The sequence below is a fragment of the Sphingopyxis sp. Soil_C_28 genome, from assembly GCF_057657055.1.
On record NZ_JBDGJE010000002.1, the window covers coordinates 272,603 to 296,174 of the forward strand.

Consider the following 23,572-nt stretch of genomic DNA (forward strand, 5'->3'; position numbering starts at 1 on the left):
CGATGATGACGGGGGGCAGCCTTTGGCCGATCATCGCGACGCTCGCGGCGCAAGGCGCGCCGGGGGCCGATGTCACGCCGCCGCCTCCCGCGCCCGAGGGGCCGCCGATTGCGGGCGACGCGGCGCCTGCGCAGCAGCCCGCCGAAGAGCTTGTTCCGCCCCCGCCGCCGGTCGACTGGCAGCAGATGGTCAAGGACGATCTGGTCACCGAGATGATCGAGGGCCGCCGTCGTCCAGGTTACACGCCCGACCTGCCTGACCAGCTGACCCAGGACAATGTCGGCGCGCTCCGCCCGCCACCGCCGCAGGCGTTTCCGGGGATGGAGGACCAATTGCCGGTCCCCGACCGCTGGCGCCTGATCGAGACGCTGGGCGTGGTCAAGGAACGCTGGTTCGATCCCTATCACCAGAACACGTACAAGGGGGACCGGGCGATCGACCGCAGCAAGGTCAGATGGCTGCCGATCAAGGGCGACGACTGGTTCTTCGTCGGCAGCGCGGTGTCCGACACGGTGTTCGAACCGCGCACCTTCCCGATCCCTGTCGGTGTCCAGACGACCGAGCGGCCGGGCAGCCTCGATGTGTTCGGCAAAGATCGCAGCTTTGTCTTTGCGCAGACCTTCATCGCCGGCGCCGCACTGATCAAGGGTTCGACCGCGTTCAAGCCGCCCGACATCGAATATCGCGTCACGCTCGCCTATCAGGCCAATTATGTCGACGTGCCCGAACGGCGCGTGCTCGACGTGCGGCCGTCGAAGGCGAGCCATCGCTATGACAGTTTCCTCGGAGTGCAGGAGCTGTTCGTCGACAAGCATCTCGGCAACACGTCCGACCGCTTCGACTTCTATTCGATCCGCCTCGGCATCCAGCCGTTCCAGAGCGATTTTCGCGGTTTCCTGTTTAACGACAGCCAGCTCGGCATCCGCCTGTTCGGCAACCGCGACAACAACCGCTTCCAATATAATCTCGCGGCTTTCTGGCGACTCGAAAAGGACACCAACTCGGGTCTGAACGACATCACCCAGACTCCGCGCGACGACTTCGTCTTCACCGGCAACCTCTATCGACAGGATTTCCCGTTCGTCGGGCTGACCAGCCAGGTCAGCGTGACCTATAATATGAACCGCGAAAAGAATGACGTGCAGATCGACCACAACGGCTTCCCGGTGCGGCCGGCGCTGCTCGGCGATTTGCGCGGGCGCGAATATGACGTCGTCTATCTGGGGTATAGCGCCGACGGCCGGATCGGCCGGATCAACGTCACCGCCAGTTTCTACGCCGCGCTGGGCGAGGATCGGAACAGCTTTTTTACCAGCAAACCCGCCGAGATCCGTGCGGGGTTCGGCGCGGTCGAACTCAGCTATGATCACGACTGGATGCGGTTCCGTCTGTCGGGCCTTTATGCGACCGGCGACGGCGATCCGTATAACAACACCGAAGGCGGCTACGACGCGATTTTCGAGAACCCGATCTTCGGCGGCGCGGACACCAGTTACTGGATCCGCCAGACGATCCCCTTCGCGGGCGGCGGGCGCGTCATCGCGATCAGCGGCCGCAACGGCATATTGAATTCGCTGCGCTCGTCGAAGGAAGAGGGGCAGTCGAATTTCAACAACCCCGGCACCGTCTTCATCGGCGCGGGCGCCGATTTCGACCTGACCCCCGAATTTCGCGTCAGCACCAATTTCAATCATCTGTGGTTCGAGAATACGTCGAGCCTGCAGGCGCTGCGCACCGAAGGGTCGATCCCCAAGGATATCGGCTACGACCTTTCGGTCGCGACGATCTGGCGGCCGAAGGCGACGCAGAACATCGTCGGCCGCCTCAGCGCCGCGGTGCTGCTGCCGGGCGAGGGGTTCAAGGATCTGTTCGACAACAAGAAAAAGAACGACGCCTATCTCTCCGTCCTTGCCAATGTGATCGTGAGTTTCTGACCGTGCTGCGCAAACTCTTCGCCTTGCTCGCTTTCGTGACGATGTGCGCCGCTTTCGGCGCGAGCGTCGTTCGCGCGGCCGAAGAGGAAAAGCCGCTCAAGATCGAATATCGCTTCACGCCCCCCGCCCCGCGCGAACAGAGCGATGCCGAGGTCGTTCAGAAATCCGAGGGCTGTTACAGCTGTCACACGCGCACCGATCAGCCGTCGATGCATGCGACCCCCGCGGTCAAACTGGGCTGCACCGACTGCCATGGCGGCGATGCGAGCCAGCGCGGCACCCCCAGCCTCGGCTATCAGCATCCGACCAACAAGGCGGTGATGGCGCTCGCGCATCCGCAGCCGACGCTGCCCGGCGCCTGGCACGACAGCTCGGCAAACCCGCAGCGCAGCTATACGCTGCTCAACAAGGAATCGCCCGAATTCATCCGCTTCGTGAACCCCAGCGATTATCGCGTTGCGCGCGAGGCGTGCGGGTCGTGCCACCTCGAGGTGATCGAGGCGACCGAACGATCGATGATGTCAACCGGCGCGATGCTGTGGGGCGGCGCAGCCTATAACAACGGCATCGTGCCCTATAAAAATTACGTGTTTGGCGAGGCCTATACGCGCAAAGGCGAACCCGCCTGCATCCTCTCGCCCTCGTCGCGACTGACTGCCGAGGAATATAAGGAAGCGTGCAAGCCGGGCTTCGGTTTCGACAAGATCCTGACCGACGAAGAAAAGAAACGCGGCGCGCTCGCTAAAATGTACCCGCTGCCGCGCTGGAGCGTCATCCCGCCGGGCGACGTCTTCCGCGTGTTCGAACGCGGCGGACGCAACATCAACACGCAATTCCCCGAAATCGGCCTGCCGAATCCGACCGGCAGCATCCAGCGGCTCGAGGAGCCTGGGCGTCCCGACCTCAAGCAGTCGAACCGCGGCCCCGGCACCGGCCTGCGCGTCTCGATCCCCGTGCTCAACATCCACAAGACGCGCCTCAACGATCCGCTGTCGTGGTTCATGGGCACCAACGACCAGCCCGGCGACTATCGCCATTCGGGCTGTTCGGGGTGTCACGTCATCTATGCCAACGACCGCGAGCCGCGGCACAGCCTGACCTATGCCAAGTTCGGCCGCGACGGCGAGACCGATACCGTCGATCCGACGATCCGCGAAAAGCTGCGCGCGCCCGAAGGCGGCGACGGTCATGGGGCGGAGAAAAAGCTTGGCGGCGGCGGTCATGCCGATCCCGGACATATGGCGCCGAACGACGATCCGGCGAGCGGCGGGCATGGCGCGCTGATCGATCCGGCGGCGGGCGCGGCTGGCCCGCAGCAACAACCGCCCCGGCCGCGCCGCGAATCGGGCCATCCGATCAGCCATGCGTTCACCCGCGCGATCCCGACGTCGCAGTGCATGTCGTGCCACATGCACCAGCCGAATATCTTCCTGAACTCCTATCTCGGCTACACCATGTGGGATTATGAATCGGACGCGCCGCAGATGTGGCCGGGCCCCGACAACACCGCACCGCGCCCGCCGGGGATGAGCGACGCGGACTATCAGAAGAAATACAAGCAGCAGCGCTATCCGACTGCCGCCGAGGTGCACCAGGTGCTCGAGCGCAATCCCGAAGCTGCGGCGACGCGCGGGCTGTGGGCCGACGTCGAGTTCCTGCGCGACGTCTATGACGTCAACGACAGCAACAAGGATACCCAGTTCGCCGACTATCACGGCCATGGCTGGAACTTCCGCGGTATCTTCAAGCGCGACCGCAATGGCAATCTGCTGGCCGCCGACGGCAATATGGCGACGTACGGCACCGATAGCGCGAACATCATCGACCCGAAGGATCCCGAGAAATGGCGTAAGAGCTGCAGCCACTACACCGATTCGAAGGAGCGCGATCTGTGCCTTTCGAGCGCCGATCCGGGCAAACCCGGCGTCGAGGGCAAATTCGTGCCCCCGGGGCTGAACCCCGGCAAGGCGGTCCATATGATGGACATCCACGCCGAAAAGGGCATGCAATGCGCCGATTGCCACTTCGCGCAGGACAGCCACGGCAACGGCTTCATCCAGGGCGAAGTCGCGAACGCGGTCGAGATCAGCTGTAAGGATTGCCACGGCACCGCCGATGCCTTCCCGAACCTGCTCACCTCGAACGTCGCGGCGCGGCCGCAGGGCAATAATCTCGCGCTGCTCCGCAATCCCGACGGACGCCGCCGCTTTGAATTCCAGTATAATGACGATGCCGAGGTGGTCGGGCTGATCCAGCGCTCAATCGTCGATCCGAAGCTCGAATGGCAGGTCAGCCTGGTCAAACAGGCGGTGACGCCGGGGCCGCATTTCAATGCCAAGGCGGCGCGCGCGAAGCTGATGGCGCGCGCGGGCGCCGACGACGGCAAATTCGAATGGGGCCCGGGGGTCGCGAAGGAAGAGCGCGCACACGGCGATGACAAGATGACCTGTTTCACTTGTCACCTGTCGTGGACGACGAGTTGCGGTGGCTGCCATTTGCCGATCGAGGCGAACTGGAAGACCAAGATGCACCATTTCGAGGGTGAGGAGACGCGCAACTTCGCGACCTACAACCCGCAGGTGGCGCGTGACGAGATGTTCCAGCTCGGCCGCCACCAGCTGACCAAGCCCGGCGAACCCGGTCCGAACGGAGAGGTGCGCGGCATCATCACCCCGGTGCGCTCGACCTCGGCGCTGGTGCTGTCATCGACGAACATCAACCGCGAGCGCATCTATGTGCAGCAGCCGCCGATCTCGTCGGCAGGCTATTCGAGCCAGGCCTTCGCACCGCATTTCCCCCATACGGTGCGGCGCTCGGAAACGAAGCAATGCTCGGACTGCCATCTCTCGGCGGCCGACGATAATAATGCGATCATGGCGCAGTTGAATTTGCTCGGCACCAACTTCGTCAATTTCGTCGGGCTCAATGTCTGGTCGGGTCAGGAAAACAGCTTCCAGGCGACGCGCGTCACCGAATGGGACGAGCCGCAGGCGGTGATCGGCAGCTATCTCCAGAAATACAGCTACCCCGATTATTGGAAGCTGCACGTCGAGCAGAATGGGCGCGAGCTCAAAAATTGGGTGCGCGGCAAGGCCTTCGACAAAAAGGGATCGGGCGAAACCCACGCGCTCGAGGAATTCGCCAATATCGTCCAGGGCACGAGCGGCCGGGTGAACTGCCTGCAGCAGCGCGGTGAATATATGTTCGTCGCCGAAGGGCGCGGCGGTTTCCGGGTCTATGACATCGCCTCGGTCGGCAACAAGGGCTTCTCGGACCGCATCGTCCGCGCGCCCTTCTCGGCGCTCGGTCAGGACACGCATGTGAAGACGAAGAATGCGACCTGCATGGCAATCGCGACGACCCAGCCGATCAGCGTCAGCCGCAACGAGAATATCGTCAAGAATTACCCCGAGAACCACGAACAGGTGATGCACGACATCTATCGCTACGCCGTGATCACCGACAGCGTCGAAGGGCTGGTTCTGGTCGACATCGACACGCTGGCCGACGCCGAGTTCCGTAACAACAAGTTCAGGCGCGCGCTGACCTGGAACGAGGGCAATGTGCTGGCTGGTGCGCGGCATGTAACGCTCGCGGGCAGCATGGCCTATATCACTACCGACGCCGGGCTGGTCGTGCTCGACCTCTCGACGCCGCTCCAGCCCAAGGTCACCGCGCAGCTGCCGCTGACCGATGCGCGGGCGAGCGCGGTGCAGTTCCGCTACCTTTGGGTCACCGATGCCGAGGGTGTGAAACTGTTCGACGTCACCAATCTGGCGCAGCCAGTCGCGGTGCCTGAGGGAACGGTGCGGCTCGCCAATGCGCGCAAAATCTATCTGGCGCGAACCTATATGTATGTCGCGGCGAAGCAGGACGGACTCGTCATCGTCGATGTCACGCGCCCCGCGGCCCCGATCGTGTGGCCCGGGCTGACCTTTGGCGGCAAGCTGACCGATGCCGAGGATGTGATCGTCGCGTCGACCAACGCATCGCTCTTCGGCTATGTCGCCGACGGGCGGAACGGCATCAAGGTGCTCCAGTTGACCAGCCCCGACAATCCGGGCCTCTATGGCTTCTCGCCGAAACCGACCCCCGAGCTGATCGCCTGGGCGAAGACGCCGTCGCCGGCGCTCGCGCTGTCGAAGGGTCTCGATCGCGACCGCGCGGTCGACGAAACGGGCGGGCAGATGGCGGTGTTCGGTCGTCTGGGCTCACGTCCCTTCACGCGGCCCGAGATGGAGAAGCTGTTCCTTAACAGCAGCGGCCTTGTCTATAAGGTCAGCGATTCGGTCGACCAGAACGCCTGGCGGCCGCCGCTGCTATATTCGAACTGAGCCTCCCTATCCCGTTCGCATTGAGCGAAGTCGAGATGCCTGAAAGGCGCGCACGGACGACGGGTGTCTCGACTTCGCTCGACACGAACGGGTCTTGAGGCAGCGCTAAAGCCGCTCGGCCTGCACGACCGTGTCCGACGCACGCAGCGCCGATAATATCCGCATCACATGCTGGACGTCGCGTACCTCGACGACGACGTCATAGGTGTGGAAACCGCCCTCGCGGTTCGACAGGCGCAAATTGGTGATGTTCGCCGAATTGGCGGCGAGGATGCCCGACATTTCGGCGAGCGTGCCCGGTTCATTGAGAATGACGATGCATAGCCGCGCATTGCCGCCCTCGCTGTCTTCCTGCCATCTGAGGTCGATCCAGTCGGCATCGATGCCGTCGGCAAGCTTCGGGCAGTCGATGACATGCACCTCGATGCCCTCGCCCGGCCGCGACAGGCCGACGATGCGGTCGCCGGGGACGGGATGGCAGCAGTCGGCGAGCTGATAGGCGACGCCCGGAGTCAGTCCCGCGATCGACACCGCGGCGCCCTGCACCAGCTTGCCCGGCTTGGTCTTCATCTCCGCGGTGATGCCCGGGACGAGCGCCTCGAGCAGCGCATTGTCGGTGATCCGCTGTTTGGCGATTGCGACATAGAGTGCGGTATCGTCATCGAGCTTCAGCCGCTCGCGCGCCGCGATACGCGCCTTGTCGCCGACCTTGTTCGGCAGGCGGAGGGCGATCTCGTCGTACATCTTGCGACCAAGTGCCGACAGCTCGACCTTTTCCTTCGACCGGACGTGACGACGGATTGCGGCGCGCGCCTTGCCGGTGACCGCAAAACCCAGCCAGGCGGGTTGCGGCGTCTGCTTGTCCGATGACAGGATCTCGACCGTATCGCCATTGTTGAGCTGCGTGCGCAGCGGAACCAGCCGGCCATTGACCTTGGCGCCGACCGTCCGGTCGCCAAGCCCGGTGTGCACCGCATAGGCGAAATCGACTGGCGTCGCGCCCTTGGGCAGCTGGTGCAGGCTGCCCTTGGGGGTGAAGGCAAAGATGCGGTCCTGATACATCGCGATGCGCGTATTTTCGAGGAACTCTTCGGGGTCGTGCGTCTGCTCGAGGATTTCGATCAGGTCGCGGATCCATCCGGCCTGTCCGTCGGGCGCGCTGCCGCCCTGCTTGTACGCCCAATGCGCGGCAAGGCCGAATTCGGACTCCTGATGCATGCCCAGGCTGCGGATCTGGATTTCGATCCGCATATTCTGCTGGTGCATGATCGTCGTGTGCAGCGACTTGTAACCGTTGCGCTTCGGCGTCGAGATATAGTCCTTGAACCGGCCGGGGACCATTTTCCACTTGCGGTGGAGAATGCCGAGCGCGGCGTAGCAATCGGCATCGGTCGGCGTGATGATGCGAAAGGCGATGATGTCGGTCACCTGTTCGAAACTGACGTGCCGCTCCTGCATCTTGCGCCAGATCGAATAGGGATGTTTTTCGCGCCCCGACACATCGGCCTCGATGCCGTTCTTTGCGAGCAGTTCCTTGAACTCGCGGCTGATGCCGGCGACCTTGTCCTTGCCGCCGGCGCTCAGCTTGGCGAGGCGGCCGGTGATCGTCGCATAGGCTTCGGGTTCGAGTTCGCTGAACGCGAGCAACTGCATCTCGCGCATGAATTCATACATGCCGATCCGCTCGGCGAGCGGGGCATAGATATCCATCGTCTCTTTGGCGATACGGCGACGCTTTTCGGGACTCTGGATGAAATGCAGCGTCCGCATATTGTGCAGCCGGTCGGCGAGCTTCACCAGCAGCACGCGAATATCGTCTGACATGGCGAGCAGGAATTTGCGCAGATTTTCGGCGGCGCGTTCGTTTTCGGTCTGTGCCTCGATCTTCGACAGCTTGGTGACGCCATCGACCAGCCGGCCGACGTCGGCACCGAACAGGCGCTCGATCTCCTCGGGCGTCGTCAGCGTGTCCTCGAGCGTGTCGTGGAGCAGCGCGGTGACGATCGTTTCGCAGTCGAGGTGAAGGTCGGTCAAAATGCCCGCAACCTCGACCGGATGGCTGAAATAGGGGTCGCCCGACGCGCGCTTCTGGCTGCCATGTTTCTGGACAGTAAACACATAGGCGCGGTTCAGCAGCGCCTCATCGACGTCGGGATCATAAGCGCGCACGCGCTCGACAAGTTCATATTGCCTCAGCATCGCATCCAATGTCGTTCATGCAGACAATATTGCAATGCGAAATTTGCTTGCGCGGAACCGCCAGTGCTCGGCAATTTTGATAAAGGCGATTGGAAGCATCGTTCGCGGTGGGTTGGCCGACCCAAAGGCCGCCGTATCTTTTCTGCAAAACAGGTAGGTACGACGGCCGTTACGGCTATCGGGCGAGAGGCGTGCGGCCTTCCGCCCGTCAGCGCGTCATTTTACAGCGTTGCAGCGCGCCAGTTCTTCGGCGGCGAGCGCCTTGCCACCCGCGGTGAAGCTGGTCACCGGACCCGCCGCTTTGGCGAGCGCCGAGCACATGATCAGCGGACGGCTGGTCCCCTGACCGGCGAGGCAGCTGGAGTCCTTGCAAACCCAGACGACGTCCCGTGCGACGAAACGCGCGGCGGTTGCCGGGCTGGCAAGTTCGGCACGGTAATAGGCACCGCCCGCAGCGGTCGCCGCGGTCGACCCGAATGCGAGGCCGCCGATCAGTGCGGCGCTGGCCAGCGAGAATGTAGAGGCGAGGGGAGAAAGCTTGAAATCGGGCATCTGGACCTCCTGTTTTTGCACAACCAAAAGGTTGCGAAACGCTACCTAGACTTTGAGTTGCGAAATGCAACGGAGGGCCTATATTTTTTTGGCGCATATGCCGATTTTACGTTAGGGCTTGGGTCATGGGAAAATTACGCGAACTGCTGAACGACATGGATGGGGGCAATTGCGCCTTGCCGCTGGCGCTGGAAGCGATGGGCGAGCGATGGTCGTTCATGATCCTTCGGGCGGCCTTCAACGGCGTCCATCATTTCGAGGAATTTCAGCAGGAACTGAACATTGCGCGCAACATCCTGTCGAACCGGCTGTCGCGGCTGGTCGATCATGGTATCATGGCGCGCGAAGTGATGGCCGAGGACCGCCGCAAGGTTCAATATCAGCTCACCGAAAAGGGCATCGAACTGCTTCCTGCGATGATCGCACTGCGCCAATGGGGCGAAAAATGGGGCGCCGGCGTACCCTCGACCCCTGTGCTCGTCGACGCGCGTGACGAACAGCCGATCGGTCCCGTCACGTTGACCGCGCATGACGGCCGGGTGATCGGTTACAAGGAATTGCTGTGGAAGCATCGGGCGGAGCTGCAGCCGCTCGGCCAAGCGCGCGTGCGCGTCGAAAGCGGGCTCGCGCCGGTAGCGGCCGAATGATCGGTAGCGCCGGTTTCCGAGACCGCGTAAGCGGCCGCTGACCATCGCTATTGCACGGACTCCCATGCCGCTGTTTCGACTGACTTCGCCCGGCCCGTTTTTCGACAATAAGGTCCGGGCTTTCTGGAATCTGCAGATATTGGGCTGGGCCGCGTGGCTCGGCCTTCGCGGGGTGTCGGGGCTTGCCAACGGCCAGCCCTTCACCTTCATCATCCCGCAGACGATTTCGGCGATCACCGGCTTCTCGCTCTCGCTGATCCTCTCGGTCTGCTACCGTTCGCTGATCAACCGCCGGCCGCTGCTCATGTGGGGGGTCAGCTTCGGGCTTGCCGGGGTTGCCACCGCGCTATGGGCGTTCATCGATGCGTGGGTTGCGCAGATCCAGAATCCGGCGAGCGAGGCGGGCTTTACCAGCCTGCTGCTCGGCGCGATGTATATCGACGCGACATCGCTCGCGGCGTGGTCGGCGCTCTATTTTGCGATCAACTATTTCCTCCAGCTCGAGGAACAGAATGACCGCGTCATCCGGCTTGAAGCGCAGGCGGCGTCGGCGCAGCTTGCGATGCTGCGCTACCAGCTCAATCCGCATTTCCTGTTCAATACACTCAACAGCATTTCGACGCTGGTTCTGCTCAAACAGTCGGAGCCCGCCAACGCGATGCTGTCGCGGCTGTCGGCGTTCCTTCGATACACACTCGCGAACGAGCCGACCGCGCAGGTGACATTGGCGCAAGAGATCGAGACGCTGAAACTCTATCTCGACATCGAAAAGATGCGCTTCGAAGAGCGATTGCGCCCGCATTTCGCGATCGACCCGGTGGTCGCGCGCGCGCGGTTGCCGTCGCTTCTGCTCCAGCCGCTCGTCGAAAACGCGATCAAATATGCGGTGACGCCGCAGGAAGACGGCGCCGATATCACGATTTCTGCACAGCTGGCCGGTCAAAATGTTCGGATTACCGTGTCCGACACCGGCGCGGGATTGTCAGCCGACGGCACGGACCCCACCACTGGCTTTGCAACGGAATCGACCGGCGTGGGTTTAGCCAATATCAGGGACCGGTTGGCGCAGGCTTTTGGCGACCAGCACCGGTTCGATGTCCATATGGGCGCTGAAGGCGGCTTCACGGTGATTATCGAGTTTCCGTTTCAGCCCGATGGGCAAATGACGATTGGAACCGAGAGAACATGACGATCAGAACCATCCTGGTGGATGATGAAAAACTGGCCACCCAAGGCCTGCAACTGCGGCTGGAGCCGCATACGGATGTCGAAATCGTCGATACCGCGCTCAATGGCCGCGAAGCCATCCGCAAGATCAAGACCCACAAACCCGACCTTGTGTTCCTCGATATCCAGATGCCGGGGTTCGACGGCTTTTCGGTTATTCAGGGGCTGATGGAGGTCGAGCCGCCGCTGGTGGTGTTCGTTACCGCTTATTCGGACCATGCGATCCGCGCGTTCGAAGCGCAGGCGGTCGATTATCTGGTGAAACCGGTCGAGCCCGAGCGGCTTGCCGATGCGCTCGACCGTGTGCGCCAGCGTCTTGCCGAAAAGCGCGGTGTGGCCGAGGTCGAACGCCTGAAAACGGTGCTCGCCGAAGTCGCGCCCGACGCGGTCGACGATTATGACGCCGAGACCCAGCCCGACGCGCATGCTGCCGATCGTTATGAAAAGATGATCAACATCAAGGATCGCGGCCAGATTTTCCGCGTCGACGTCGACAGCATCGAGCGGATCGATGCCGCGGGCGATTATATGTGCATCTATACCGCCGACAACAGCCTGATCCTGCGCGAGACGATGAAGGATCTGGAAAAACGGCTCGACCCGCGCAATTTCCAGCGGGTCCACCGCTCGACGATCGTGAACCTGTCACAGGTCAAACAGGTCAAGCCGCACACCAACGGCGAATGTTTCCTCGTGCTCGGTTCGGGCGCGCAGGTGAAGGTCAGCCGAAGTTATCGCGACGTGGTCGCGCGCTTCGTGCATTGATTTGATGAAGGCGCCGGCATCGTCCGGCGCCTTCATCATTCAGAGCTGGTGCCCCGTCCGGTCACGCTTGGTCGCGAGATATTGCTCGTTATATTTATTGGTCGGCAGCGCGAGCGGTAGGCGTTCGACGACTTCGACGCCTTCTTTTTCCAGCCGGGCGACCTTTTCGGGATTGTTCGTCATCAGCCGGATACGCGGAATGTTCAAAAGTTCGAGCATCCGACCCGCGATCGCGAAGTCGCGCGCCTCGACCGGAAAACCCAGCCGCAAATTGGCGTCGACCGTGTCATATCCCTGATCCTGCAGCGCATAGGCGCGCAGCTTGTTGACGAGGCCGATGCCGCGGCCCTCTTGCCGAAGATAGAGCAGCACCCCCCACGGCGCGTCGGCCATCGCATGCAGCGCCGTATGAAGTTGCGGCCCGCAATCGCATTTGAGGCTGCCGAGCACGTCGCCGGTCAGGCATTCGCTGTGCAGTCGCACCACCGGCGGATTGCCGTCGCGCTTGCCGATCACCAGTGCCACATGGTCCGACGCCTCTTCGGGCGAGCGGAAAGCCACGATCTCTGCGGCTTCACTGGCTTCGACGGGAAGGCGCGCGCGGGCAGCGATCGCGAGTCGTGCAGGGTCGAGCAGCGAGGCGACATCCTCGACGGTGCAGTGGGTCTCGGCGTTTCCCGCCGCTTCGCGCACGAAAAAGGCGGGAAGCAGCCCGGCGTGGCGCGCCATCGTCATCGCGGCGGTTGCCGCCGCTTCTCCTCCGGTCGCGATGGTCCGGAACGGACCTTTCAGCGGATGGGTGAGGTCGAGCGCCGGATCGGCGATCGCAAGCGCTGCGGCGGCCGTATCGGCGGCATTCGCCAATCGAACCGGTCCCGGGGTCGCGGCCACGCGCTGGTTGGTGAGCTTGAGCGTCACTGCGCGCTCGCCCGACAGCAGCACGTCATGGCCGGCGAATTCGGCGAGTGCTTCGTCGCGGACGCTTTCGACCGCCAGCAGGTCGAGCGAACCGTCGGCGCCCTCGACGCGAAACGGCCAGCCGCGGCGCAGCGCGTCGATGGCGCGCGCAGCATCACGGGCGCCCGGATTGTTCAAAAGGCGAACTCGGTGATGAGGGGGATATGGTCCGATGGCCGTTCCCAGCTCCGCGTCGGCTGCACGATGCGATGCGACACCGCTTTGGCCAGGAGGTCGGGTGTTACCCACATATGATCGAGGCGCCGGCCGCGATTCGATGCTTCCCAGTCCTTCGCGCGGTAACTCCACCAGGTATAAAGCCGGGTCGGCGCCGGAATGAAATGGCGGCCGAGATCGACCCAGTTCGATGCCGCCTGGAGCCGCGCGAGGGTCTCGACCTCGATCGGCGTGTGGCTGACCACGTCGAGCAACGCCTTGTGGTTCCACACGTCGCTTTCGAGCGGAGCGACGTTGAAGTCGCCGGTCAGCACGGTCGGCATGCCCGCAAGCGTGGCCGACCATTCGGTCATGCGGCCATAGAAATCGAGCTTCTGGCCGAATTTGGGGTTGAGTTCGCGGTCGGGGATGTCGCCGCCGGCCGGGATATAGACATTGTCGAGCCGCACGCCCGACGGCAGCGTCACGCCGACGTGGCGCGCCTCGCCATTCGCCTGCCAGTCATATTTGCGTACATCGGTCAGCGGCAGCTTGCTCACGATCGCGACACCGTGGTGCATTCGCTGGCCGTGCGTGACGATATGCGTGTAGCCCAGCCGCTTGAACATGTCGGGCGGAAACAGGCCGCATTCTACTTTCGTTTCCTGCAGGCAGAGGACGTCGGGGGCCTCTTCGCGCAGGAATTTTTCGACGATGCCGATGCGGGCGCGGACGCTGTTGATATTCCACGAAGCGATGCTGGTGCGAGTCATGCGGTGGCTCTATCGGCGCGCGGCGTCGTTCGCAATGCGATTGCGGGCTGGTGCCGCATGCCGGGTTAGCGGCAGAAAACAGCACCGGATAAATTAAACCCCCGTTCCAGGGGCGGTGGAACGGGGGTTCAAGGTCAGCGTTCGTCACGCTCTTGAATGAAGGTGCCTGCCAGTCCGGGAGGGGCAACAGGGGGAAACCCAAATCCGGGGGCGATGTTGGCGCCTTCGAGAGATGAAATAGACGGTCTTCCCTGTCGCCAAGCTGAACGAAAATCGGCGGCCATGGGCCAGTTTTGCAGTTCGTCGATGCGCCACGTCGGTTGGTCTGGAAAATGGCCGGAGAATTCTGCCAAAAGTCCTCCGGCCCGAATATTCTTCTTGAACCCGCGTTCAGCGCCCGCGCTTGTTGGGCCGCGGATCGGTCCAGCGGAAAGCCGAATCGGCCACCGCGACATTGAATTTCTGGTTGGTGAGGTCGATCCGCGTGCGGTTGTTCTGCGAATCGAGCGCGACCCAGCCGCGCAGACGCAGGCCGCCGGGCGCCGCGCCGTCGCGGACGAACACCATGGTGATCGTGCCATATTCGGGACGCTTTGGATCCTTGACCTCGACACTCAGCACATCGCCGCTGCCGGTTGGCAGGATTTTGGCATATTTGGTCAGATCGCGGTCGGGATCGAGCAGCGCGCCGAGCGGTGAATTTTTGACTGGCCAGCGCTGGACCTGCCGCACTTCATAATCGATCATCGTCAGCGAACTGCCGTCACCGACGATCAGCAGCGGCACATCCTTTTGGTACTGGAACCGGATCTTGCCCGGGCGCTTCAGGGTGAGCTTGCCGTTCAGCCGCTGTCCGTTGCGGTCGGTCTGCACGAAATCGGCGGTCATCGAACTCGTCGACTTGAGGTGCGACTGCACCGATGCCAGCGTGCCCGACGACTGGGCGATGGCCGGCGCCCCGATTATGAGGCTGGCCGCCGCCAGGGGGGCAAGCGTCCATGCGGCAAGGCGGGTGAGGGAATGGTCGAAGGTCATCTGGCTCTCATTCTGCAATAGGACAGCGGTCCCTCGCAGGTCGGCATTGAACCCGCGCTGAACCCTGCCGTTAGACGCTGTTCAAGTCGCGGCACCGGTAAAGGTTCCTCACCTTTGCTGGCCATATTGATCGGTGAGCACGTCGCGGCGGCCGACATGGTTGGGCGGGCTGACTAGCCCTTCTTCCTCCATCCGCTCGATCAGGCGCGCAGCGCTATTGTAACCGATGCGCAGTTGCCGCTGCAGCCAGCTGGTCGACGCCTTCTGGCTTTCGACGACGATCTGGCACGCCTTCGCGTACATGCGGTCTTCGGCGCTGTCGCCGCCTGCCGGGGCACCCTCCATCGCAAAACCGCCGTCTTCGGGATCCTCGGTGACGCTTTCGATATAGTCGGGGCGGCCCTGGCCTTTCCAATGGTCGGCGACCGCGCGCACCTCGTCGTCGGACACGAACGGGCCGTGGATACGCGTGATCTGCTTGCCGCCGGGGACGTACAGCATGTCGCCCTTGCCCAGCAATTGCTCGGCGCCCGCTTCGCCCAAAATGGTGCGGCTGTCGATTTTCGACGTCACATTAAAGCTGATGCGCGTTGGCAGGTTCGCCTTGATCACGCCCGTGATGACGTCGACCGACGGGCGCTGTGTCGCAAGTATCAAGTGGATACCCGCGGCGCGCGCTTTCTGCGCAAGGCGCTGGATCAGGAATTCGACTTCCTTGCCGGCAGTCATCATCAGATCGGCAAGCTCGTCGACGACGATGACGATCTGCGGCAGCGGCGCATAGTCGAGCGCCTCTTCCTCATAAATCGGCTGGCCCGTTTCGGGGTCGTATCCGGTCTGGACGCGGCGCCCGAGCGACTTGCCCTTGGCGAGCGCACCGCGGACCTTGTCATTATAGCTCGCGAGGTTGCGCACCGACAGCGACGACATCATGCGGTAGCGATCCTCCATCTGCTCGACCGCCCATTTCAAGGCGCGGATCGCCTTCTTGGGCTCGGTGACCACGGGGGCGAGCAGGTGCGGGATATCGTCATAGACGCTGAGTTCCAGCATCTTGGGATCGATCATGATCATCTTCACCTGGTCGGGGCCAAGACGATAGAGAAGCGACAGGATCATCGCATTGAGGCCGACCGACTTACCCGAGCCCGTGGTCCCGGCGATCAGCAGGTGCGGCATGGGGGCGAGATCGGCGATCATCGGATCGCCGCTGATATTCTTGCCGAGGATGATCGGCAGCGCGCCGGTCTGGTCCTGGAACAGTGCGCTGCCGATGATTTCATGGAGCACCACCGACTCGCGGTTCGCATTGGGCAGTTCGATGCCGATCACGGTACGGCCGGGGATCGGCGCGATGCGCGCCGACAGCGCCGACATGTTACGCGCGATATCGTCGGCAAGGTTCGATACACGGCTCGCCTTGGTGCCGGGGGCAGGCTCGAGTTCGTACATGGTGACGACAGGGCCGGGGCGGACTGCCGTCACGACGCCCTTCACTTGGAAATCCTCGAGCACCGATTCGAGCAGACGTGCGTTACGCTCCAGCCCCGCTTTATCGATCTGCCCGGTCGGTCCGGGCGGCGGCGGCGCGAGCAGATCGATCGACGGCAGCTGATAATTGGTGAACAGCTCGGTCTGCGGCTTGGCTTTGGGTTTCGACGGAACGGTACGCTGCGCGGGATCGGCGATCTCGGGCGGCGCGCGGTCGCTCGGTTCGGCGATTGCGCGCGGCCGGACGACGGGCTCGATCAGGGTCGGCGCCCGTGCTCCGTCGGTCGCCACCCTGACAGGTTCGACGACACGGTTGCTCTCGGCCGCCGGCAGCCTGAAGCGCGACGCCCAGCCCTTCTCCAGCCGGAGCGCGCGCCAAGCGAGCCACAGGCCGAGTCCGACGAGCAGCAATATGGTCGCAAAGCGGATCAGCGCGGCGGCGGGCTCGCCCGCCTGTGCAAACAGGGGCGCGATCGCACCGCCGAGCAGCAGCGCGATGATCCCGCCCCAACCCGCGGGCATCGGGGCATTGGTCGCAGGCGACCAGAGTTCGGCGCCGAGGCCAACGAGCAGGATGCCGATGAAGCAATAAGCCAGCTGTCGCGGCCAATAGGGCTGCGGCTCGCCGGTCCACAGCCGCCACGCGATGATGCCGAGCAGCGGCAGCAACAATCCGACGGCCACGCCGCCGATCGACAGGCCGAGGTCGGCGAACCATGCACCCGCGCTGCCCATCCAGTTCGCGGCGGTGCCATGCGCGGCGGTGTTGAGCGCTGCGTCGGTGCTGTCGTAAGTGACCAGCGCGAGGGTCAGAAACAGGGTGAAAAGCCCGAGCGCCACCGCCGCCGCGATCACCAGCGATCGCGCGATGCTTTGGCGGAAAACGGTGCGCCAATCGGCCTTTACGGGTGCGGCCTTGCGGCTAGCCATGCTCTTGTCCGGTCCCTGTCAGTTAACCACGGCGATATGCGCATGGGGCGGACTCGGCGTCAAGCGGGCCGCCGCGGTCGCCCACAGCCTTTCCAACCGCCCTGCCGCACGCTAGGGCGAAGCCATGAGCGAAACGCACCGCAGCGATGTCCTGATTTCGGGTGGCGGCCTTGTCGGCCAGGCGCTGGCTTTGGCCCTCGCCCACCATGGCCTGTCGGTCCAGATCGTCGATCCCGCCGACCCGGTGACGACGATCGCACCGGGCTTCGATGGCCGGGCATCGGCGATCGCGAGTGCGACATGGCAGATGTTCGAGGTGCTGGGCATCGCCGATCGCCTTGCCGGCCACGGGTGCCCGATCCGCGCGATTCAGGTGGGTGACGGGGCGCCCGAAAATGGCCGCGGCGGCGATCTCGACTTCGTCACTGGCGAGGGCGATCCGCCGCTCGGTACGATGATCGAAAATCGCCAGCTTCGCCTCGCGCTTGCGGCGGGGCTTGCCGATGCACCGCTGGTCCGGCTGCGGATGCCGGCGGTGGTCGTGTCGCGCGATATCGACGCGCATGGCGTGACGCTGACGCTCGCCGATGGCACGCGGCTTGCGGCGCCGCTGCTGATCGTCGCCGAAGGGCGCCGCTCGCCGACGCGCGACGCCGCGGGCTTCAGTATCGCAAATTGGTCTTACCATCATCACGCGATGATCGGTGCGGTCGTGCATGAAAAACCGCACGGCAATGTCGCGCACGAAATCTTTTATCCGTCGGGACCGTTCGCGCTGTTGCCGCTCGTCGATGACGAACAGGGGCGCCACCGCTCGGCGTTCGTCTGGACGGTCGCCGAAAAGGACGGACCGGGTTTTGCCAAGCTCGGCGAGCGCGGCTTTGTTGCCGAATTGCAGAAGCGTGCGGGCGGCGTGCTCGGCGCGATGGAGCTGGTCGCGCCGCGGATGACCTATCCGCTCGGCTTTCATCACAGCGCCTCGATCGTCGCCGACCGTATCGCGCTCGTCGGCGACGCGGCGCACGGCATCCACCCGATCGCGGGGCAGGGGCTTAACCTCGGCCTGCGCGATGTCGCGGCGCTGACCGAAGTGCTGGTCGAGGGCGCCCGGCTCGGGCTCGACCTTGGCGACGCCGCGCTGCTCGCGCGCTATCAGCGCTGGCGCGGGCTCGACAATATGATGGTCAGCCTGGCGACCGATGGCCTGACGCGGCTGTTCGGCATCCCCGGTCGCACTGCTGCTGCGGTGCGCCGCACCGGGCTCGGCGCGGTGCAGCGCATGCCGATGCTCAAACGCTTCTTCATGGACGAGGCGCGGGGCGAGGCGGGCGACCTGCCGCGCCTGCTTGCGGGCGCCGAAATCTAGGTATTACTACCTAAGCGCGCGGCAGTCCGCCGCTAATCATGGCCACCTATCCCTATCGGTGCGGCAAACATGCCGCGAGGCGATGGGGGACAGGACCATGTCGGCAAAAAGCGATGCGCTCGAAGCGGCGGTAACAGACTATATTCAGGCGCGGACGGCGCTCGACGCGGCGCCGGGTGCGCGGGCGCGGGCTTTGGCCGATCGCAACTTCGCGCGGCTCGCTATGCTGGCGGCGCCGCGCGTCCGCTATTTCACGCGTACTTATGGGTTGACCGACGTGGCTGAAGACGCGGAGCAGGTATGCGCCATCGCGCTCCACCGCGCCGCCGAACGCTATGATCCGTCGCGCGCGCGCTTCACCACCTATGTGAACTGGCAATTTCGCGCCGAGTTGCAGGCGCTGCGTCACCGCCTCCATGGCGACCAGCGCTGCGCGGGGCGTCGGCATGTCACCGCGACGCTGTCGCTCGACGCGCTGAGCGAAGACGGGGTGGAGAATTGGCTGGTCGATCCCGCTGCCGAAATGGCGACCGAGCAGGGCGCGGCCGATAGCCTTGCCACCCGGCTTGCCGACCGTTTGGTCGGCGATTGGGCGGCGCGCCGCCGCGCCGGATTGTCGATGTCCTGCCGGACCGAAAGCGATCGGATCGAAGCGCGGGTCGCCGCCGAACAGGCGCTTGTCCGGCATCAGCTGATGGTGACCGAAGCGGCCGAGCGGCTACGCGAGAGCGACCGTCATATCCTGCGCCGCGCGCTCGCCGACATGGTCCGTCACGCCGGGCTCAGAAAGCCGAACTGACCGAAGGCCTATTGCAGGGTGACGCGGCCGTCGTCGCCGTCGAAGCGGCCGAAAAACTGCATCAGCTGGACGACAAGTTCGGCGCGCGCATCGATCGGCGTTGCCTCGAGCAGCGCTTGTTTCGCGGCGGCATCGAACGGCGCGACCTGCGCGATGCCGTTGACCAAAGTCGCATCGTCGAGCTGGCCGACCGAATCCCAATCGACGACATAGCCCTGCCGTGCCGCAAAGCGCTTGGCCTCGCGCTCGAGGCTGGCGCGTTCGATGCTCGCCAGCACCGCCTTATCCTCGGCTTCCATCTCGATCTCGGCCTCGACCTGCCGGAACGGTGTCGTGACGTCGAGTTCGCGGCGGACGCGAAAGCGGGCGACGCCCTCAAGAACGAGATTGAAGCGGCCTTCGTCGAGTGCCTCGACATCAATGATGCGCCCGACACAGCCGATGTCGTAGAGCGCCGGGGGCTCGCGATCCTCTTCGCCCGGAAGCTGGCGCGGCTGGATCATCCCGATCTGCCGATCGCGCGCCAGCACCTCCTGCACCATCGCCGAATAGCGCGGCTCGAAGATATGCAGCGGCAGGTGCAGTCCGGGGAACAGCACCGCGCCGGTCAGCGGAAAGATCGCAATCCGCTGGATCGTCAAGGGCGCAGTGTCCCCCATCAACCGAACAGGATCAATGACAGGCGGCGGCGCTGCGCCGCGACCCAGGCATCCTCAAGGCCGACAGCTTCGAACAGCGATAGCAATTTGGCGCGCGCGGCGTCTTCGTTCCACTCGCGGTCGGCGGCGACGATGTGGAGCAGATTGTCGACAGCGGCATCGCGCTGGCCCGTGCCGATCTGGGCACTTGCCAAGTCGAAACGTGCCTGATGGTCATCGGGGTTCGCGGCCACCGCGGTTTCGAACGCGGCGAGTTCGCCCGCGTCGGGGGCGTCGGCCGCCAGCGCAAGCGCGCTTTTCGCCTGCGCGATCGCGGGATCTTCGCCGATCTCGGCCGGCACCATATCGAGCGCGGCCTGTGCGCCTTCGATATCGCCCGCAAAGACGAGCGCGCGGATCAGCCCCCCATGCGCCGTGGCATTGTCGGGCGCCATGTCGAGGATCTGCGCAAAGACGCTTGCGGCGCGCGGCCCGTCGCCTTCGGCCAGAACGCTTTCGCCCATTTCGATCAGCGGCGCGATCTCGACCGCACGCGCGGTCGCCTCGCTCTCGATCGGCAGCTGGGCCAGCAACTGGTCGAGAATCGTCTTCAGCTGGCTTTCGGTGCGCGCGTTGGTCAGGTTGGCGACCGGCTGGCCCTGAAAGATCGCATAGACGGTCGGGATCGACTGCACCTGGAACTGGCCGGCGATAAAGCGATTCGCATCGACGTCGACCTTGACCAGCACGACGCCCTTGTCGGCGTAATCGGCGGCAACCTTCTCGAGCGTGGGGCCGAGCTGTTTGCACGGTCCGCACCATTCGGCCCAGAAATCGAGGATGACGAGACTGGTCATCGACGGCTCGACGACGTCGCGGCGGAAAGCTTCGACGGCTTCTTTTTCGGTGGGGTTCAGACCGAGCGTGGCCACGGTATGGATGCTCCTTATATCGGTTTGAGCGGGCAATGCCGCTTCCGCGTGGGCGGATAGAGAGTCTCTTCTTCACTTATGTGGGATTTGCGGGCGATATGCCAACCCTTCAGCAAAAAACGCAAACAGGGCTTGCCGAGTCAAAAAGCCGGTGCTAATCGCCCGCCTCACCCGCTGGAACCGACCGGTTTCCAGCCGCCAGAGCGGGCGTAGCTCAGGGGTAGAGCACAACCTTGCCAAGGTTGGGGTCGAGGGTTCGAATCCCTTCGCCCGCTCCAGCGCGTCTCTGCGATGCAGAGGCCAAACCTACGCTACTGTGCTATGAAGCCGAGCGTTTTTTCCCGATTGTCTCCAGAAACCCGCAAAATTTGTCTCCAAATTCTGGCGAGGGCCGAAGGTTCGGGTCGAAGGTTCGAATCCGGCATCCCTAGAACCTTCGCCACTAAGTTTTATGGTTGCGCTGGCTGGCTAGCACGGGGCCAGCGGTCATCTCCGGCGGTTTTCGGGCACGACCGCTTTGCGCCTCAACCTCGCCATTCGGCAGCGATTCCTGAGGGCTTGGAAGCGGACATTTAAATCATGACTTTGATCAGGGCAAAGCTGCCGGTTCCCACTAGAGCGCTTTTGCATCGATCGGCCTTGCAGATCGGAATCGCAGGGCGTGCCGGCTGTCCGGGGCATAGATTGCCAGCCAAAAAAGCGGGCCGGCGCGGTTGGAATTGCAGAGATGCTCACGATATTCGCGGCAGGCCTCGACCGCCTCACCAGCACTTGAAAGCAGCTCTTCATGGCAAATCTGAAGTTCCTCGCACCGGCCGAACCGCCAGAGCCGTTTGTGATCGATGATGGCCTCAGCAGCCTCGACTTCATAGACATCATGCAATCGAATGGGCTTTCGACGATCGACGGCCGAGACCCGCGGCATGTCTGCGAAAAATGCCTCACCGATCCCGGCATCCGGCAAGCGATCCAGTTCTTCGCAGCATCGAAGCGCTGCGATTTCTGCAACACGCGCTTTCGTTCCGACAAGACCGCGCCCGTCGAGGAAATCGCCGCCTTCATCATGGGCTGTCTCCTGCAGGACTATGATATCCCCGAGAACACGCTGCTTATCGACAATGAGAGCGAAAATGGCTGGGCAGGGCAGACCTATGACGCCGACGACCTCATCCAGGACTATGTCCATGCCGAGTATGAGGTGATCGAGGCTCTGGTGAACTGCGTCACCACCGACCGCGTCTGGTGCAGGGCCGATCAAGCCGTCCTTTCCCCATCCCGGCGTCTCGAGGTGAGCTGGGAGAGTTTCAGCCGCTATGTGAAGCACCGGTCGCGGTTCATGTTCCTCAGGGACGACGAGCGGCCGCGCGGAATTATGGATTCGCCGGATGATAATTATGTGCCCGCCGCCGCGATGCTCGATCTCGTCGGCGGCGCGGCGCATTCGGAAGGTCTCCTCGTAACGTTGAAGGCCGGGACGCGGGTGTACCGGGCAAGGAAGGTCGACAAGGGCGACGACTGGTATCGCACGGCAGCCGATCTGGGACCGCCGCCCGAAAGCGATGGCGGCCCGCCCGCCGGCCGCATGAACGCCGCCGGCGTGTCCGTCTTTTACGGCGCGCTCGATCCCGACACTCCGATGGCGGAAGCTCTCGGGAGCAACGGTCGGGTTTCGATGGGCGTATTCTCGCCGCTGAGGGACCTCCATGTTCTCGACCTGACGCGCGTCGATACGATCCCGTTCCGCAGCATATTCGAGAATGTTTCGGCGACGGCGCGCGGACTTCGGTTGTTTTTGGCAGCGCTGCGCGACGATGTTGCGAAAGTGTCGGCGCGCGACGGACGCGAGCATATCGATTATGTCCCCGCCCAGATCGTCACCGAATATTTCCGGCGGGTGTTCGAGCTCCCCAATGGTGAGCGCCTCGATGGCATCATCTATCCGAGCACGCGCAATCCCGACGGGCGGAACGTAGCGCTCTTCTTCGATCGGTACGACATCAAGGGCATGCATTGGGGCGGCGACAGCCTTCAGTTCCACCCGCGGCTCGTTCGCCGCTACGGGGTCAACGCCAGACATAAGATTGTGACGTCCTGGAGGCGGGTCTGAGCGCCTTGTTCGGCTGATGCCCGGGCGCCGGTGCTGCCGGCGCGCGGTGCCGCACCGGCGCCGCGAGAGCGAGAGGAGGGCAGGGCGTTCCGTGGCGGATTGAGAGCCGGGAGAGAGTCTCGCGGCGGTCCGCCCTGGAGAAGCCGCCATGGCCAAGGCCAAAACCAACCTCATCCTCAGCCCGTCGCGCGATATTCCGTTCGACCGGCTGGAGCTTTCCCAAGCCAATGTCCGGCGCGTGAAGGCAGGCGTTTCGATCGATACCCTTGCGGGCGATATCGCCCGCAGGACCCTGCTTCAGAGCCTCAACGTCCGGCCCATCCTCGATGAAACGGGCCAGGAAAACCGGCCGGTTCGAAATCCTGGCCGGGGGCCGCCGCTTTCGGGCGCTCGAACTGCTGGTGAGGCAGGGCAAGCTTGCGAAGGATGCGCTTATTCCCTGCGTCGTCCGTTCGGCCGTCAACGATGTTCTCGCCGAGGAAGACGGCCCCGCCGAGAACAGCCAGCGCGAGGCGCTTCATCCGCTCGATGAATTCCGCGCCATGAAGGCGACGGTCGACAAGGGCGCCGGCGAGGAAGAATCGCCGCCCGCTTTCACACCACGCCCGCCGCCGTGCGCCAGCGCCTGAAGCTCGCGAGCGTCTCGACGAAGCTCCACGACCTTTATGCGGACGGGGCGATGACGCTCGACCAGCTGATGGCGTTCACCGTCTAGAATCTGGATCAAAGC

The 23,572-nt window shown here is 63.7% G+C and carries 16 protein-coding genes, 1 tRNA gene and 1 pseudogene; 10 read left to right on the forward strand and 8 right to left on the reverse strand.

Features of this window, described 5'->3' with window-relative positions:
• Nucleotides 1-2: 2 nt before the first annotated feature.
• Nucleotides 3-1,934 carry a hypothetical protein gene (locus AC3A43_RS09555; RefSeq protein ID WP_487792311.1) on the forward strand — a complete coding sequence of 644 codons (1,932 nt, stop codon included), beginning with the start codon at nucleotides 3-5 and terminating at the stop codon, nucleotides 1,932-1,934.
• The gene (locus AC3A43_RS09560; RefSeq protein ID WP_487793029.1) at nucleotides 1,931-6,268 is read left to right on the forward strand and encodes a hypothetical protein; all 4,338 of its coding nucleotides are present in this window, start codon (nucleotides 1,931-1,933) and stop codon (nucleotides 6,266-6,268) included. The genes AC3A43_RS09555 and AC3A43_RS09560 overlap by 4 nt, the downstream gene beginning before the upstream one ends.
• A gap of 105 nt (nucleotides 6,269-6,373) precedes the next feature.
• On the opposite strand, the gene AC3A43_RS09565 is transcribed toward AC3A43_RS09560, so the two are convergent.
• Nucleotides 6,374-8,467 (reverse strand): RelA/SpoT family protein, encoded by a 2,094-nt coding sequence (locus AC3A43_RS09565; protein WP_487792312.1) that lies wholly within the window; start codon nucleotides 8,465-8,467, stop codon nucleotides 6,374-6,376.
• A gap of 216 nt (nucleotides 8,468-8,683) precedes the next feature.
• Entirely contained in the window at nucleotides 8,684-9,019 is a 336-nt protein-coding gene (locus AC3A43_RS09570) for a CC_3452 family protein (RefSeq protein ID WP_487792313.1), read from the reverse strand.
• 125 nt (nucleotides 9,020-9,144) lie between these two features.
• Here AC3A43_RS09570 and AC3A43_RS09575 point away from each other — a divergent pair, with 125 nt between their 5' ends.
• The 3 genes from AC3A43_RS09575 to AC3A43_RS09585 all read left to right on the forward strand — a co-directional run bounded on the left by AC3A43_RS09575 (nucleotide 9,145) and on the right by AC3A43_RS09585 (nucleotide 11,658).
• Nucleotides 9,145-9,666: a winged helix-turn-helix transcriptional regulator gene (locus AC3A43_RS09575; protein WP_487792314.1), complete on the forward strand. Its 522-nt coding sequence runs from the start codon at nucleotides 9,145-9,147 to the stop codon at nucleotides 9,664-9,666.
• A 64-nt stretch (nucleotides 9,667-9,730) separates the two neighbouring features.
• Nucleotides 9,731-10,855 (forward strand): sensor histidine kinase, encoded by a 1,125-nt coding sequence (locus AC3A43_RS09580; RefSeq protein ID WP_487792315.1) that lies wholly within the window; start codon nucleotides 9,731-9,733, stop codon nucleotides 10,853-10,855.
• Entirely contained in the window at nucleotides 10,852-11,658 is an 807-nt protein-coding gene (locus AC3A43_RS09585) for a LytR/AlgR family response regulator transcription factor (RefSeq protein WP_487792316.1), read from the forward strand. Before AC3A43_RS09580 ends, AC3A43_RS09585 begins: the two co-directional genes overlap by 4 nt.
• Nucleotides 11,659-11,697: 39 nt before the next feature.
• On the opposite strand, the gene ribA is transcribed toward AC3A43_RS09585, so the two are convergent.
• The 4 genes from ribA to AC3A43_RS09605 all read right to left on the reverse strand — a co-directional run bounded on the left by ribA (nucleotide 11,698) and on the right by AC3A43_RS09605 (nucleotide 17,000).
• The gene (gene ribA, locus AC3A43_RS09590; RefSeq protein WP_487792317.1) at nucleotides 11,698-12,753 is read right to left on the reverse strand and encodes a GTP cyclohydrolase II; all 1,056 of its coding nucleotides are present in this window, start codon (nucleotides 12,751-12,753) and stop codon (nucleotides 11,698-11,700) included.
• On the reverse strand, nucleotides 12,750-13,544 hold the full coding sequence (locus tag AC3A43_RS09595) for an exodeoxyribonuclease III (RefSeq protein WP_487792318.1): 795 nt from the start codon (nucleotides 13,542-13,544) through the stop codon (nucleotides 12,750-12,752). The genes ribA and AC3A43_RS09595 overlap by 4 nt, the downstream gene beginning before the upstream one ends.
• 390 nt (nucleotides 13,545-13,934) lie before the next feature.
• Complete coding sequence (locus tag AC3A43_RS09600; protein ID WP_487792319.1) at nucleotides 13,935-14,579, reverse strand: LolA family protein; 645 nt, start codon at nucleotides 14,577-14,579, stop codon at nucleotides 13,935-13,937.
• Between the two features lie 108 nt (nucleotides 14,580-14,687).
• The gene (locus AC3A43_RS09605; RefSeq protein ID WP_487792320.1) at nucleotides 14,688-17,000 is read right to left on the reverse strand and encodes an FtsK/SpoIIIE family DNA translocase; all 2,313 of its coding nucleotides are present in this window, start codon (nucleotides 16,998-17,000) and stop codon (nucleotides 14,688-14,690) included.
• Nucleotides 17,001-17,124: 124 nt separating this feature from the next.
• On the opposite strand from AC3A43_RS09605, the gene AC3A43_RS09610 reads away from it, so the two are divergent.
• On the forward strand, nucleotides 17,125-18,366 hold the full coding sequence (locus AC3A43_RS09610) for an FAD-dependent monooxygenase (protein WP_487792321.1): 1,242 nt from the start codon (nucleotides 17,125-17,127) through the stop codon (nucleotides 18,364-18,366).
• A gap of 97 nt (nucleotides 18,367-18,463) precedes the next feature.
• Nucleotides 18,464-19,165, forward strand: a complete 702-nt coding sequence (locus AC3A43_RS09615; RefSeq protein WP_487792322.1) for a sigma factor — start codon at nucleotides 18,464-18,466, stop codon at nucleotides 19,163-19,165.
• Nucleotides 19,166-19,173: 8 nt separating this feature from the next.
• Here the strand turns inward: AC3A43_RS09615 and AC3A43_RS09620 are convergent, their stop codons facing one another.
• Entirely contained in the window at nucleotides 19,174-19,824 is a 651-nt protein-coding gene (locus tag AC3A43_RS09620; RefSeq protein WP_487792323.1) for an LON peptidase substrate-binding domain-containing protein, read from the reverse strand.
• Nucleotides 19,824-20,735, reverse strand: coding sequence for a tetratricopeptide repeat protein (locus AC3A43_RS09625; protein WP_487792324.1), 912 nt, complete (start codon nucleotides 20,733-20,735; stop codon nucleotides 19,824-19,826). Before AC3A43_RS09625 ends, AC3A43_RS09620 begins: the two co-directional genes overlap by 1 nt.
• Nucleotides 20,736-20,938: 203 nt before the next feature.
• Here AC3A43_RS09625 and AC3A43_RS09630 point away from each other — a divergent pair.
• The 3 genes and pseudogenes from AC3A43_RS09630 to AC3A43_RS09640 form a co-directional block, all read left to right on the forward strand.
• Nucleotides 20,939-21,013 (forward strand) — tRNA-Gly (locus AC3A43_RS09630).
• 509 nt (nucleotides 21,014-21,522) lie between these two features.
• Entirely contained in the window at nucleotides 21,523-22,842 is a 1,320-nt protein-coding gene (locus AC3A43_RS09635) for a HEPN-associated N-terminal domain-containing protein (protein ID WP_487792325.1), read from the forward strand.
• Nucleotides 22,843-22,990: 148 nt separating this feature from the next.
• A pseudogene (locus AC3A43_RS09640) lies at nucleotides 22,991-23,554 on the forward strand (ParB/RepB/Spo0J family partition protein); the annotation flags it as partial.
• Between the last annotated feature and the right edge of the window lie 18 nt (nucleotides 23,555-23,572).

Bases quoted from the DNA above. Each gene is read 5' to 3' on its own strand.
- AC3A43_RS09610 (WP_487792321.1), top strand. From the start codon at position 17,125: ATGAGCGAAACGCACCGCAGCGATGTCCTGATTTCGGGTGGCGGCCTT.
- AC3A43_RS09580 (WP_487792315.1), top strand. From the start codon at position 9,731: ATGCCGCTGTTTCGACTGACTTCGCCCGGCCCGTTTTTCGACAATAAG.
- AC3A43_RS09605 (WP_487792320.1), bottom strand. From the start codon at position 17,000: ATGGCTAGCCGCAAGGCCGCACCCGTAAAGGCCGATTGGCGCACCGTT.
- AC3A43_RS09585 (WP_487792316.1), top strand. From the start codon at position 10,852: ATGACGATCAGAACCATCCTGGTGGATGATGAAAAACTGGCCACCCAA.
- AC3A43_RS09635 (WP_487792325.1), top strand. From the start codon at position 21,523: ATGGCAAATCTGAAGTTCCTCGCACCGGCCGAACCGCCAGAGCCGTTT.
- AC3A43_RS09595 (WP_487792318.1), bottom strand. From the start codon at position 13,544: ATGACTCGCACCAGCATCGCTTCGTGGAATATCAACAGCGTCCGCGCC.
- AC3A43_RS09570 (WP_487792313.1), bottom strand. From the start codon at position 9,019: ATGCCCGATTTCAAGCTTTCTCCCCTCGCCTCTACATTCTCGCTGGCC.
- AC3A43_RS09565 (WP_487792312.1), bottom strand. From the start codon at position 8,467: ATGCTGAGGCAATATGAACTTGTCGAGCGCGTGCGCGCTTATGATCCC.
- AC3A43_RS09575 (WP_487792314.1), top strand. From the start codon at position 9,145: ATGGGAAAATTACGCGAACTGCTGAACGACATGGATGGGGGCAATTGC.
- AC3A43_RS09615 (WP_487792322.1), top strand. From the start codon at position 18,464: ATGTCGGCAAAAAGCGATGCGCTCGAAGCGGCGGTAACAGACTATATT.
- AC3A43_RS09600 (WP_487792319.1), bottom strand. From the start codon at position 14,579: ATGACCTTCGACCATTCCCTCACCCGCCTTGCCGCATGGACGCTTGCC.
- AC3A43_RS09555 (WP_487792311.1), top strand. From the start codon at position 3: ATGATGACGGGGGGCAGCCTTTGGCCGATCATCGCGACGCTCGCGGCG.
- AC3A43_RS09620 (WP_487792323.1), bottom strand. From the start codon at position 19,824: ATGGGGGACACTGCGCCCTTGACGATCCAGCGGATTGCGATCTTTCCG.